This window comes from Vibrio sp. CB1-14 (assembly GCF_040412085.2).
Classification (GTDB): domain Bacteria; phylum Pseudomonadota; class Gammaproteobacteria; order Enterobacterales; family Vibrionaceae; genus Vibrio; species Vibrio chaetopteri.
In genome coordinates this window covers 2,465,618-2,479,171 of record NZ_CP115920.1, presented here as the reverse complement: position 1 = coordinate 2,479,171, position 13,554 = coordinate 2,465,618, and the positions used below count along the sequence as shown (strand labels likewise).

General features: G+C 45.4%; 11 protein-coding genes, 1 riboswitch and 1 other annotated feature. Of the genes, 7 read left to right on the top strand and 4 right to left on the bottom strand.

What is annotated here, in order from left to right:
* Nucleotides 1–123 precede the first annotated feature (123 nt).
* The 3 genes from purB to mnmA form a co-directional block, all read right to left on the bottom strand.
* Nucleotides 124–1,494, bottom strand: a complete 1,371-nt coding sequence (purB, locus tag PG915_RS11165) for an adenylosuccinate lyase (RefSeq protein ID WP_353496598.1) — start codon at nt 1,492–1,494, stop codon at nt 124–126.
* 354 nt (nt 1,495–1,848) lie between these two features.
* Complete coding sequence (gene hflD, locus PG915_RS11160; RefSeq protein ID WP_353496597.1) at nt 1,849–2,466, bottom strand: high frequency lysogenization protein HflD; 618 nt, start codon at nt 2,464–2,466, stop codon at nt 1,849–1,851.
* A gap of 35 nt (nt 2,467–2,501) precedes the next feature.
* Entirely contained in the window at nt 2,502–3,611 is a 1,110-nt protein-coding gene (gene mnmA, locus PG915_RS11155) for a tRNA 2-thiouridine(34) synthase MnmA (RefSeq protein WP_353496596.1), read from the bottom strand.
* A 250-nt stretch (nt 3,612–3,861) separates the two neighbouring features.
* Here mnmA and PG915_RS11150 point away from each other — a divergent pair, with 250 nt between their 5' ends.
* A complete protein-coding gene (locus tag PG915_RS11150) occupies nt 3,862–5,166 on the top strand; it encodes an inosine/guanosine kinase (protein ID WP_112460465.1) in 1,305 nt (434 codons plus the stop codon).
* A 54-nt stretch (nt 5,167–5,220) separates the two neighbouring features.
* Here the strand turns inward: PG915_RS11150 and PG915_RS11145 are convergent, their stop codons facing one another.
* Nucleotides 5,221–5,628 (bottom strand): H-NS family nucleoid-associated regulatory protein, encoded by a 408-nt coding sequence (locus PG915_RS11145; protein ID WP_353496595.1) that lies wholly within the window; start codon nt 5,626–5,628, stop codon nt 5,221–5,223.
* Nucleotides 5,629–6,189: 561 nt separating this feature from the next.
* Nucleotides 6,190–6,373, top strand: a riboswitch (Lysine riboswitch).
* A gap of 118 nt (nt 6,374–6,491) precedes the next feature.
* Here PG915_RS11145 and PG915_RS11140 point away from each other — a divergent pair.
* The 6 genes from PG915_RS11140 to hisH all read left to right on the top strand — a co-directional run bounded on the left by PG915_RS11140 (nt 6,492) and on the right by hisH (nt 13,491).
* Entirely contained in the window at nt 6,492–8,093 is a 1,602-nt protein-coding gene (locus tag PG915_RS11140; RefSeq protein ID WP_353496594.1) for a Na+/H+ antiporter NhaC family protein, read from the top strand.
* A gap of 231 nt (nt 8,094–8,324) precedes the next feature.
* Nucleotides 8,325–8,461: a sequence feature (His leader region), on the top strand.
* A gap of 41 nt (nt 8,462–8,502) precedes the next feature.
* The gene (gene hisG / locus PG915_RS11135) at nt 8,503–9,399 is read left to right on the top strand and encodes an ATP phosphoribosyltransferase (protein ID WP_112477863.1); all 897 of its coding nucleotides are present in this window, start codon (nt 8,503–8,505) and stop codon (nt 9,397–9,399) included.
* Nucleotides 9,400–9,402: 3 nt separating this feature from the next.
* A complete protein-coding gene (hisD, locus tag PG915_RS11130) occupies nt 9,403–10,701 on the top strand; it encodes a histidinol dehydrogenase (RefSeq protein WP_353496593.1) in 1,299 nt (432 codons plus the stop codon).
* A gap of 15 nt (nt 10,702–10,716) precedes the next feature.
* Nucleotides 10,717–11,769 (top strand): histidinol-phosphate transaminase, encoded by a 1,053-nt coding sequence (hisC, locus tag PG915_RS11125; protein ID WP_353498711.1) that lies wholly within the window; start codon nt 10,717–10,719, stop codon nt 11,767–11,769.
* A gap of 31 nt (nt 11,770–11,800) precedes the next feature.
* Nucleotides 11,801–12,874 carry a bifunctional histidinol-phosphatase/imidazoleglycerol-phosphate dehydratase HisB gene (hisB, locus tag PG915_RS11120; RefSeq protein ID WP_353496592.1) on the top strand — a complete coding sequence of 358 codons (1,074 nt, stop codon included), beginning with the start codon at nt 11,801–11,803 and terminating at the stop codon, nt 12,872–12,874.
* On the top strand, nt 12,874–13,491 hold the full coding sequence (hisH, locus tag PG915_RS11115) for an imidazole glycerol phosphate synthase subunit HisH (protein ID WP_353496591.1): 618 nt from the start codon (nt 12,874–12,876) through the stop codon (nt 13,489–13,491). Before hisB ends, hisH begins: the two co-directional genes overlap by 1 nt.
* The last annotated feature ends 63 nt before the right edge of the window (nt 13,492–13,554 follow it).

Below are 13,554 nucleotides of genomic sequence, written 5' to 3'. Positions count from 1 at the left end.
AAGCAGCATCTCTGCCGCTACAAGGACTTGGTACACAGACGTAAAAACGGCGGCGATATCATTATCGCCGCCGTTTTATTTTGCACTCAAACTAGCGCTATCGCTAAGTAGAGTCGTCCAGCCTTACAGCTTATCAGTTAGCTCGATAGCTTGACCGATGTAGTTCGCTGGTGTCATTTGTTTTAGACGCTCTTTTTCGTCTTCTGGAAGCTCTAGGCCGTCGATGAAGTTACGCATCGCTTCACCGTCAACACGCTTACCACGAGTCAGCTCTTTTAGCTTCTCGTATGGCTTCTCGATGCCGTAACGACGCATTACTGTTTGTACAGGCTCTGCCAATACTTCCCAGTTTTTGTCTAGTTCAGCAAGAAGCGCTTCACGGTTTACTTCTAGCTTGCTGATACCTTTAAGCGTAGACGTGTAAGCGATGATCGCGTAGCCACAGCCAACACCTAGGTTACGAAGTACTGTTGAGTCAGTAAGGTCACGCTGCCAGCGAGAAACAGGCAGTTTTTGTGCTAGGTGAGCGAAAACTGCGTTTGCTAGACCTAGGTTACCTTCTGAGTTTTCAAAGTCGATTGGGTTAACTTTGTGAGGCATAGTTGAAGAGCCGATTTCGCCAGCGATTGTCTTCTGCTTGAAGTGACCAAGAGCAATGTAACCCCAAACGTCGCGATCGAAGTCGATCAGAATGGTGTTGAAACGTGCAATCGCATCGAATAGCTCAGCAATGTAGTCGTGTGGTTCGATCTGAGTTGTGTATGGGTTCCAAGTTACGCCAAGAGATTCAGTGATGAACTCTTCGCTGAACTTGTGCCAGTCTAGCTCAGGGTATGCAGAAAGGTGAGCGTTGTAGTTACCTACTGCGCCGTTGATCTTACCTAGGATTTCTACAGACTCGATTTGCTTGTATTGACGTTCCATACGGTAAGCAACGTTCGCCATCTCTTTACCCATTGTAGTAGGGGAAGCTGGCTGGCCGTGCGTACGAGAAAGTAGTGGAATATCACGGTACTCTTCAGCCAGTTTGCTGATAGCGTCGATGATGTTACGGATTTCAGGAAGAACAACCGTGTCACGAGCTTCTTTAAGCATTAACGCGTGAGACGTGTTGTTGATGTCTTCAGAAGTACAAGCGAAGTGGATGAACTCGTTTACAGCGTGAAGCTCTGGTACACCCGCTACTTTTTCTTTTAGGAAGTACTCAACCGCTTTAACGTCGTGGTTAGTTGTACGTTCGATTTCTTTAATGCGAGCCGCGTCTTCTTCGCTGAAGTTAGCCGCTAGTTCATCAAGAAACTGGTTCGCTTCTGCACTGAATGCTGGAACTTCTTTGATTGCATCCGTAGCTGATAGTTTTTGCAACCAACGAATTTCAACGATAGAGCGGTACTTTAGTAGGCCAAACTCACTAAAGATGCTGCGAAGTGCAGTTGTCTTACTACCGTAACGGCCGTCTACTGGTGAAACAGCAGTCAATGCTGACAGTTCCATGATGTTCTCCTGAATTGGGTTTCTAAATTTCGTGAGCTTTATACCAATAACTGCGGCATTTGTCACGAACATTGCGCAAACGTTTGCGCTAGATGTGTTTTGGTAGAAAAAGTAAACTCGCACAGGGTGCGAGTTTGTATTCGATGCCTCTAGCAGAGCATCCTTAAAGCGTGCACCAAGCCTTGAGCAGATTCCTGCCTGCGCAGGAATGACCGTAGTCTAGAGTTTTACTAACCCCAATCAGTCGTCACCCCTGCGAAGGCAGGGGTCTACTTAAAGCGAATACTTGTTCTGAATTGATGCGAATCTACGTAGTAAAAGCTCCTAGAAGCTTAATGGCAACGCATTGTTGAATTACATTCGAGCAAGCAGAATCTGTGCTTGTTCAATCATTTTCTTGCGTCCGAAAACTAAGTGTCTACGCTTACCACCTACTTGTCGCCATAAAACAGCACTACGAATACCAGACAGTAGCAGAGCGCGTACTTTCTGCTGCGTAGAGGTTTGCTGAAGTACTGCTGGAGTCCCCGTCACTTGAATGCGAGGTCCAATTGGGCTGATGACGTCTAAGTAAACGCTAGCGAGGTTGCTGATCATTTGCTCATCGAGTAGCTCATAGTGATCAAGTTGACGCTCAACCATTTGCAAGCGGTCACCAAGCTGCGCCATAGCGTCATTGCGAGAGTTTAGTTTACGTTCTAGAGCCATCAAGCTAATGATATAGCGGGTGATTTCGCTACCCGTAGGGGTGCTGTCGATCCCATTCACTAGGCACTCGAGTCCGATTCTTAGATCAGACTCGATACCGAACACGTCAAGTGTATTCGACGGGTTCATGTTAGTGATCGCTTTGATTGAGGTTTCAAACGCGTCTGAATCACAGTAACCGTCTTTAGCAACACGTTGAACGAGGGCAACGGCTTGGCAAATCCCTGCAAACGCTATAGTACGGTCATAAAGTGTATTAGCCACGTAGTTCTCCTAAGAAAATAATCTGCGAATTGTGTTTAGATGCGCTCTTCGATGATGCCGCCACCAAGACAAACATTGCCGCTGTAGAATACCGCAGATTGACCTGGGGTGACTGCGACTTGTGGCTCATCAAAGATCACTTTAATGTTTTCATCGTCGATAGGAATGATAGTACAAGGGATATCCTGTTGACGATAACGGGTTTTCACTGTGCATTGTAACGGCTGCGTGATCGCTTGGCGATCAACCCAGTGCAGTTGCGAAGCGCGAAGTCCATTAGATTTTAGCAGTGGGTGGTCAGCACCTTGTACCGCGATAAGGACATTGCGTTTCAGATCTTTCTCTGCAACGTACCAAGGGTCTTCGTTGCCACCACCGCCTTTTTGGCCGCCAATATGCAGACCTTTACGTTGACCGAGCGTGTGGTACATAAGACCTTGGTGTTCACCGATTTCTTTGCCTTCAGGCGTCTCAATTTTACCCGGTTGTGCTGGCAAATAGCGAGACAAGAAGTCTGTAAATTTGCGCTCACCGATAAAACAAATACCTGTTGAGTCTTTTTTCTTGGCCGTAATCAGACCTTGCTCTTCAGCAATGCGTCGTACTTCTGGCTTCTCAAGTTCACCCACAGGGAACAAGCTGCGCGCAACTTGGTCGTGGCTTAACGTATAAAGGAAGTAGCTTTGGTCTTTATTGCTGTCTAGGCCACGTAACATTTGTGGCGCTTCACCGTTCTCAGGGAAAGTGCGGCTTACATAGTGCCCCATGGCAATATAATCAGCATCTAGCACTTCATCTGCAAACTCTAAGAACGCTTTAAACTTGATTTCTTTGTTACAAAGAATGTCTGGGTTTGGCGTACGACCTGCTTTGTATTCTGCAAGGAAGTATTCGAAAACATTGTCCCAGTACTCAGCCGCAAAGTTGATCGTATGCAGGTGGATACCTAGCTTGTCACAAACCGCTTGTGCGTCGGCAAGATCTTCCGCTGCTGTGCAGTATTCCTCGTTATCATCTTCTTCCCAGTTCTTCATGAACAGGCCTTCTACTTGGTAGCCTTGCTGTTTCAGAAGATAGGCAGAAACAGAGGAGTCTACACCGCCGGACATCCCGACAATCACTTTCTTTTGGCTGTTATCAGACATGTATAAATACCACCTAATTAAATTGGACGCCGATTCTAGCAGAAACCAAACCAGCAATACAGTTCCGCGAGATGAATCACACTTTTCTAACCCCCTCAAATGCGTCCTAATAGGGAGAAAAACAAGGCTTATAACAAAAAAATTGATACGTAAACGTTTGCTAAAATTGCGTATGTTGCCGAGGTAATCTATACAGAGGTAGAATCGCCGCCCTTAACCCTTCTTATTTACTTATGACGAAGACAACCGTATGAAATTCCCAGGCCAAAGAAAGTCAAAGCACTACTTCCCTGTTCATGAGCGAGACCTGCTCGTTAGCCAATCGCAAATCAGCAAGAAGATGTCACGTACGCACATCATTGGTATTGACCAAACCTTGGTGGACATTGAAGCAAAAGTTGACAGCAGTGTGATCGATAAGTTTGGCCTAAGTAAAGGGCACTCGTTGGTTATTGATGACCAAGCGGCGGAAGCTTTATATAACGAGTTGAAGGATAAAGAGCTGATCACCAATGAATACGCTGGTGGCACGATTGGTAATACGTTGCACAACTACTCTGTATTAGCGGACGATAAATCGGTTCTGCTTGGTGTTATGAGTGCTGATATTAAGATTGGTAGCTATGGTTACCGCTATCTGTGTAATACGTCTAGCCGAATGGATCTTAATTATCTTCAAGGTGTAGAAGGTGCAATTGGCCGCTGCTTTACCTTGATTACCGAAGATGGTGAGCGAACTTTCGCAATCAGTGAAGGGCAGATGAACCAACTTCGTGCGGATAGTATTCCTGAAAAAATCTTCAAAAAAGCGTCGGCTTTGGTTTTAACCGCGTATTTGGTGCGTTGTAAAGATGGCGACCCAATGCCAGAAGCAACAATGCAAGCAATCGAATACGCCAAGAAATATAATGTTCCAGTTGTATTAACACTCGGTACGCGCTTCGTTATTCAGGACGACCCTGAATATTGGCGCGACTTCTTGAAACAGCATGTTTCTGTTGTTGCAATGAATGAAGATGAAGCGGAAGCACTCACTGGAGAAAAAGATCCATTAGCAGCTTCAGATAAAGCGCTTGATTGGGTTGATTTGGTGCTTTGTACTGCTGGCCCTGTCGGTTTGTACATGGCGGGTTATACAGAAGATGCGTCTAAACGTGAAACGAGTTTACCTCTATTACCTGGTTGTATTGCTGAATTCAATCGTTTTGAATTTAGTCGACCAGCGGTAAAAGACGCCTGTGATAATCCTATTAAAGTCTATTCACATATTGCGCCTTATATGGGCGGCCCAGAAAAGATTAAGAATACCAATGGCGCGGGTGATGCGGCGTTGTCTGCGTTGTTACATGATATGGCGGCAAATAAATACCATAAAGAAAATGTACCTAACTCAAGCAAACACCAGCATACTTTCTTGACGTATTCATCATTCTCACAAGTGTGTAAGTACTCGAACCGAGCAAGTTATGAGGTATTGGTTCAGCATTCACCTCGTCTTTCTAGAGGTTTACCTGAAAGAGAAGATAGCCTTGAAGAGGCTTATTGGGAAAGATAAAAAGAAAGCGCCAGTTATTGGCGCTTTCTTTATAAATGACTAAAGGAGTTTGAATTAAATTTCAAACTCTTCTAGAGATTTGCCTGCGTCTAGTGCTGCTTGGATAACAGAAGGTGTACGACCTTGACCTGTCCAAGTTTTTTCTGCGCCAGTTGCATCTACATATTTGTATTTTGCAGGACGTGGAGCGCGCTTAGCCTTTGCTTTACCTTTAGATTCACCAGAAAGCGCAGCAATAAGGTCTTCAACGTCAATGCCGTCTTGAGCGATCATCTGCGCATATTCAGTTAGCTTAGCTTCACGAGCTTGTTTCGCTTCACGCTCTTCTGCTTCTGCTTCTTGTCTTTCACCAACAACAGTTGTTAGTTTTTCTAGTGCTTCTTCCAGTTGCTCAAGAGTAAGTTCACGAGCAAATGCACGCAGGCTACGAATATTAAGTAGAGTTTTAGTTAATTCAGACATGACATTCCCATGAGTTATTTATTTGGTTTCGATTAATAATAAACATCAAATTTAAAATTGACAATATTTTCATTGGGTGAAAACAATAAAAATAAGAATTCTTACAAAAACTTGATAATTGAAGATGATAAACGTGCTCAAAACCTGACGCTCAGGAAAGATTGACGCAATATTGATTCAATTGTGAATCTTTCTTCATAAAAGACGCTACAATTTTGGATTTTGTTGCATATTGTACTAGGAGCCTGTTTTGTAGAGCAAATCAATAGAGATAAAGTAATTATTCAAATTACTATTGATGTATTTATAACCGCAATGTCGTGAAAGAGTTTATAAAACAATATGGAATACGTCGCATAAATCGCTAAAAATGTGATTTTCTTTACTAAAAAGCGTCGAGATAGCTTTGAGACTATGATGTTTACAAGGTGAGTCAATTCTTTACCAAGTTGCAACATCATTCATGTTGCAATTGACGATTTCATAAGTACAATGGCTCGCACCTAATGCAAGAGAAAGCACATTCTTTTATTTTGGCCGCTCTGGCTAGTGAATGATTTCTCTTGATGTAGAGGCGCGATAATGATCAGTAACCATCGTTGGGGTGATACCTATGAACGATGATGAAAGGCATTGTCGCCGAAGTGAGAAAAGACCATCAATCTTCCTCGCTGGGGTTGTCTTCGAAAGGAACAACACTGCCATAGTCTATTATATTGTTAAACTATGGAGCGCTACTGTAGGGTTGGGTGAAGTGTTCGCTTCCCTTTCGCTTAGTTCAACGTTTGCGTCTGGACTTCTCGTTTATTGACGCATGTCTGCAGTAGATCTCTGACCATAATAAAAACTGGTTTTTGAAGATCATGAATTTAATCGATTTTGCTACATCACCATTATCACTGCTACCGCCGATCGTAGCATTGACTCTGGCTATTATTACCCGTCGCGTTTTACTATCGCTGGGTGTTGGTATCGTTTTAGGTGCCTTCTTACTTAATGATTATTCTGCAGTAAACGCCGCAGGTTACGTGTTCGACACCGTTTCGGGTGTGGTTATTGAAGATGGCGGCCTAAATACTTGGAACATGAGTATTGTTGGCTTCTTGTTGCTGTTGGGCATGATGACTGCGTTGCTGACGCTGTCTGGCGGCACCAAAGCTTTTGCTGAATGGGCGCAGGCTCGAGTGAAAAGCAAGCGTGGTTCAAAGCTACTGGCAGCATTTCTAGGCGTATTTATTTTCGTTGATGATTACTTTAACAGCCTAGCAGTCGGTGCGATCTCTCGTCCTGTTACTGACCGTTTCTACGTATCACGCGCGAAACTAGCCTATATTCTTGACTCTACCGCTGCGCCAATGTGTGTGCTAATGCCAGCATCAAGCTGGGGTGCATACATCATGACTATCGTTAGCGGTATCTTGGTTGCTCATGGCATTACAGAATACTCTGCAATTGGTGCTTACGTTCGCCTTATTCCAATGAACTTCTACGCTGTATTTGCACTCTTGATGGTGTTTGCCGTTGCCTGGTTCCAACTTGATGTGGGTCCAATGCGCAAGCATGAGCTGAACGCGAAACAAGGTCTAGGCTTCGATAAAGACAAAGAGAACGACGCAAAAGAAGCGCATGAGCTGAATGAAGAGTTGGATATTAAAGAAAGCGATTTTGGTTCTGTTTCCGACCTAGTGCTTCCTATCTTAGTCCTTATCGGCGCTATGATTGCTGCGATGATTTACACCGGTGGTCAAGCTCTGGCTGCGGATGATATTGCATTTAACCTACTTGGCGCGTTTGAAAATACTGATGTAGGCACTTCGCTTATTTACGGTGGCTCTGCAGGCCTTCTAACGGCAGTATTTACAGTTGTTAAACAAAAGCTGTCTGCAGCTGATATCGCAACGACGATGTGGATTGGTGCGAAATCTATGTTCGGCGCCATTCTTATTCTATTTTTTGCATGGTCCATCGGCTCTGTTATCGGAGACATGAAGACGGGTGCTTACCTTTCTTCAACCGTTCAAGGCAACATTAATGTACATTGGCTACCAGTCATCTTGTTCCTGCTGTCAGGCCTAATGGCGTTCTCTACTGGTACATCTTGGGGTACGTTTGGCATCATGCTACCAATCGCAGGTGACATGGCGGGTGCAACGGATATTGCTATGATGCTGCCAATGCTAGGCGCAGTTCTAGCGGGTTCAGTGTTCGGTGACCACTGCTCTCCAATTTCAGATACGACGATTCTCTCTTCTACAGGTGCACGTTGTAATCACATTGACCACGTCTCTACGCAGTTGCCATATGCGCTTTCTGTTGCGTTGGTGTCTTGTGTTGGCTTTATTACGCTTGGTATGACAACTTCAGTCGCGATTTCTTTTGCGGCGGCTACAGTGACGTTTATCGCAGTGTGTTTCGTACTGTCCGCACTTTCTAAGGCTAGAATGGCCAAGGAAGCGAGTGTATAAATAAATCATTTGATTTATCGAGGAGCCCATGAAATGGGCTCCTTTTTTTTGTTTGTTGCTAAAGGAGCAACTAGTAAGTGCAGTTATTTCCATACTAATTAGCTAGTACGAAAAAAAATTAGCCCGATCTGTAAAATAGGGGTTGAAAATCGGCATGAGCTTAGTTAGTGTGAGGGTACAGATACAAAGGAACCCAGTAATAAGTATGCAAAATTTTGATATGAACATTCATCATCATTACCATCACCCAGCTTAGTCTTTCGGGAGATGTCTGCATACCCGAGAGCTAGGTAAAACTCTCGGAGGTTCGATTTAAGATTTAAAGAATGAAACCCTCGGGAGACCAAAGCTCCCGAGGGTTTTTTCGTTTTATAATTTCAAAATCAATAATTTGCACAGGGATACAGCAATGCAAACACAACGCCTAAGAATTGCGATTCAGAAAAAGGGTCGCCTAAGTAAAGAGAGCCAAGACCTACTGAAAAAGTGTGGTGTTAAGTTCAACGTAATGGGTGAGCGTCTTGTTGTACACTCACTAAATATGCCAATCGATCTTCTGCTTGTTCGAGATGATGACATCCCTGGCTTGATTATGGATGGTGTTGTCGATCTTGGCTTCATTGGTGAGAACGAGCTGGAAGAAGTGCGCCTTGACCGTAAAGCACTGGGTGAGGCAAACGAGTTCAAAACGCTTCGTCGTCTAGATTTTGGTGGTTGCCGTCTGTCTATCGCCATTGATAAAGACGAAACATACAACGGCCCTCAAGATCTTGCCGGTAAACGTATCGCGACCACCTACCCACAACTTCTTAAAGCGTACATGGATGAGCAAGGTGTCGACTTTAGCGCATGTATGCTAACTGGCTCTGTTGAGGTTGCACCGCGTGCAGGTCTTGCTGACGCAATCGCAGACTTAGTTTCAACAGGTGCGACGCTTGAAGCGAATGGTCTAAAAGAAGCTGAAGTCATTTTCCGCTCGAAAGCGACGCTTATTCAACGTATGGGTGAGTTTGATGCCGACAAACTTGCACTTATCGACAAGCTTCTTACTCGCATGCAAGGTGTTCAACAGGCGAAAGAATCTAAATACATCATGCTGCACGCACCAGTTGAGAAACTAGAGCAAATTAAATCATTGCTTCCCGGTGCAGAAGACCCAACCGTATTGCCACTATCGACAGACAAAGAGCGTGTAGCGGTTCACCTAGTGAGCACTGAGAACCTATTCTGGGAAACGATGGAACAGCTTAAAGAACTGGGTGCAAGCTCGATTCTTGTCCTTCCAATTGAGAAGATGATGGGGTAATCGATGAGAACGGTAGTTTGGCAACACTTAAGTCAATCTCAGCAAGAATCCGTACTTGAGCGCCCGGCAATTACTGAAGGCGCAAACATTACGGCAGCAGTGACTGAGGTTATAAATCAAGTTCGCAGTGAAGGTGACAAGGGTCTTCTTGACTTAACCGAGAAGTTTGATCGTGTACGCCCTGAATCGATTCGCGTTTCTGCTGATGAGATTGAAGCTGCTTCTGGTCGCTTGTCTGAAAAAATGAAGCAAGCACTTGAGCAAGCGTATTCCAATATTGCTAAGTTTCACAAAGCGCAGCGTCCTGAAGCTCTGCGAGTGGAAACACAACCTGGTGTGGTTTGTGAGCAGGTAACGCGACCTATCAATAAAGTCGGTCTGTATATTCCAGGTGGCAGTGCACCGCTTCCATCTACCGTTTTGATGCTTGGTGTACCAGCGCAGATTGCAGGATGTCGCAAAGTGGTACTTTGTTCGCCTCCGCCCATTGCTGATGAGATTTTGTACGTTGCGAAGCTGTGTAAAATCGATGAAGTATATAACGTTGGTGGTGGCCAAGCGGTCGCAGCTATGGCATACGGTACAGAAACTGTATCTAAAGTAGATAAGATCTTTGGCCCTGGTAACGCATACGTAACTGAAGCGAAGCGCCAAGTGAGTAAAGATTTCCGTGGTGCGGCGATTGACATGCCGGCTGGCCCTTCTGAAGTTCTTGTTATTGCCGATGAAACGGCAGATGCAGATTTCGTAGCATCGGATCTACTGAGTCAAGCTGAGCACGGGCCAGATTCTCAAGTGGTACTGGTGACACCATCACCAATCATTGCCGATCAGGTAACAGAAGCAGTGAAGCGCCAACTGAAACAGCTATCTCGTGCTGATATTGCTGAAAAAGCGTTGGGCTCTAGTTTAATTATTATTGCTGAGTCGTTGAAGCAATGCGTTTCGATTTCCAACTACTATGGCCCAGAGCACCTGATTGTTCAGACTAAGAGCCCACGTGAACTTCTGCCTTTGTTCGATAATGCAGGATCTATTTTCTTGGGTGATTGGTCACCTGAGTCAGCGGGGGATTACGCATCAGGTACCAACCACGTTTTGCCGACCTATGGTTACACTCGCACTTATTCAAGTCTAGGTTTGGCGGACTTTTCAAAGCGCATGACGGTTCAAGAGTTAACGGCAGATGGCTTATTAGGTTTGGCACCTACCGTTGTGACTATGGCGGAAGCTGAAGGCCTAGACGCCCACAAACGTGCTGTGACGATTCGTGTAGAGAAGCTCAACGCACAAAAAGCGTAGATGGGAGAGTGAATGATGGAAAAATTAGCTCGTAAGCAAGTTCAACAACTGACGCCTTATTTGTCTGCGCGTCGAATCGGTGGTAGCGGTGATATTTGGCTAAATGCCAATGAATCACCATTCAATAATGAATACAAAACCGACTTTGCTCGCCTTAATCGCTACAGCGAATGTCAGCCAAAGCAGCTTATTGAAGCCTATGCCAATTATGCAGGTGTTAAGCCAGAACAAACGTTAACATCACGTGGCGCCGATGAAGGTATTGAATTGCTGATTCGCGCTTTCTGTGAGCCAGGTGAAGACAGCATTCTCTATTGTCCGCCAACCTATGGCATGTATGCCATCAGTGCAGAAACGATTGGTGTAGAGCGTAAAACCGTACCGTTAACCGCAGATTGGCAGCTTAATCTTCCAGAGATAGAAGCCAAGTTAGATAGCGTTAAGTTGGTGTTCGTTTGTAGCCCAAATAACCCGACCGGCAACTTAGTTAACCGAGAAGATATTGTGTCTCTTCTTGAGATGACAAAAGACAAAGCCATCGTGGTTATGGACGAAGCGTATATTGATTTTTGTCCTGAAGCGTCTACGGTTGACCTTTTGGCTCAATATCCAAATCTTGCGATTCTGCGCACACTGTCTAAAGCGTTTGCGCTAGCGGGTCTTCGTTGCGGTTTTACTTTGGCAAATGAAGAGCTCATCAACGTGCTTCTTAAAGTAATTGCACCTTACCCAGTGCCAATTCCTGTCGCGGAAATTGCCCAGCAAGCGCTCTCTGAACAAGGCCTAGCCCGCGCTAAGTTCCAAGTTTTAGATCTCAATGCCAATCGCGCGTATTTGCAGGCAGGTCTATCAACGATTCCGGGCGTGACGGTATTTGAGGGCTGGGGCAACTACTTGCTGGTCAAATTTGAAAATGGTGATGCGTTATTTAAAGCAGCATGGGACACCGGCATTATTTTGCGTAATTCACCCATCGAAAATTGTGTGCGCATCAGTGTGGGGAATCGCGACGAGTGTGAAAAAACTTTGGCATTCATCCGCAACCAATTAGAACAAAGTGCCGCATAAGCACTGGTGCAATAGAAAAAGGATTTATAGAGTGAGCAACCAACAGAAAATTTTATTTATTGACCGCGACGGTACGTTAATTGTCGAGCCGCCAGTGGACTTTCAAGTTGACCGTCTGGATAAGCTGAAGCTTGAACCATACGTCATCCCAAGCCTGCTAGCACTGCAAGATGCAGGCTACCGCCTAGTGATGGTGACGAACCAAGATGGCCTAGGCACTGACAGCTACCCGCAAGCCGACTTTGATGCCCCGCATAACATGATGATGGAGATCTTTGAGTCTCAGGGCGTAAAGTTTGATGATGTGCTGATTTGCCCTCACTTTGACGAAGACAACTGCTCGTGCCGCAAGCCTAAACTGGGTCTTGTGAAAGAGTACCTACAAAGCGGCAAAGTGGACTTTAAAACCTCAGCAGTGATTGGCGATCGTCACACCGATCTACAACTTGCTGAAAACATGGCGATTCGCGGTATTCAGTACAACCCGGAAACTATGGGTTGGAAGCAGATCTTAAAAGATCTCACGGTGAAAGCGCGCACAGCTGAAGTGGTAAGAACCACGAAAGAAACCGACATTAAAGTTTTCGTAAACCTCGATGAAGCAGGCGGCAACGAAATTTCTACCGGTATGGGCTTCTTTGATCACATGCTGGATCAAATCGCAACGCACGGTGGCTTCCAGATGAAGTGTCTCGTTAAAGGCGATTTGCACATTGATGATCACCACACCATTGAAGATACGGCACTGGCACTAGGTCAAGCGCTAAAAGAGGCGCTTGGTGATAAACGCGGTATTGGCCGCTTTGGTTTCAGCCTGCCAATGGATGAGTGTCTTGCGCAATGTGGTTTGGATCTTTCAGGCCGCCCTTACCTTAAGTTTGATGCCCAGTTCTCTCGTGAGCAAGTGGGTGACCTGTCGACAGAAATGGTGGTGCACTTCTTCCGTTCACTGACAGATACGCTAGCGTGTACGCTGCACCTATCTTCTTCTGGTGACAATGATCACCACATAATTGAAAGCCTCTTTAAAGCGTTTGGTCGCACACTTCGCCAAGCAATTAAAGTGGAAGGCAATGAGCTACCAAGCAGTAAAGGAGTCTTGTAATGACCACCCAAAATGTTGTCATTATCGATACAGGCTGCGCTAACGTTTCTTCGGTGAAGTTCGCGATTGAGCGTCTTGGCTATCAAGTGGTTATCTCTAAAGAGCCAGAAGTGGTTTTAGCCGCAGACAAACTGTTTCTACCAGGTGTTGGCACGGCTAGTGAAGCAATGAAAAACCTTGAAGAGCGGAACCTCATCGAGTTAGTAAAACAGGTTGAAAAGCCCGTGCTTGGGATCTGTCTTGGGATGCAGCTACTTGGTAAGCTTTCTCAAGAGAAAGGCCAAAAGGCAGATGAGCTTGTTGAGTGTCTAGGTCTATGTGAAGGTGAAGTAAGACGTTTAGAAACGGGTGATTTGCCACTACCTCATATGGGCTGGAATACCGTGAAAGCGGCTCCAGGCAATCCACTTTTTGCCGGAATTGAAGAGGGTGAGTACTTCTATTTTGTACACAGCTTCGGTATGCCAGTGGGCGACTACACAATTGCAGAGTGTGACTACGGGAACCCGTTTAGCGCAGCAATTCAAAGCGGTAATTACTATGGCGTGCAGTTCCACCCGGAGCGCTCTTCGAAAGCGGGTTCAAAGCTGATTCAGAACTTCTTAGAACTGGTATAACCGCCGTTTTGCCAAGCTCGAGCTTGGCACTAAATAGAACAGACACATTATCGCCTCACAAGG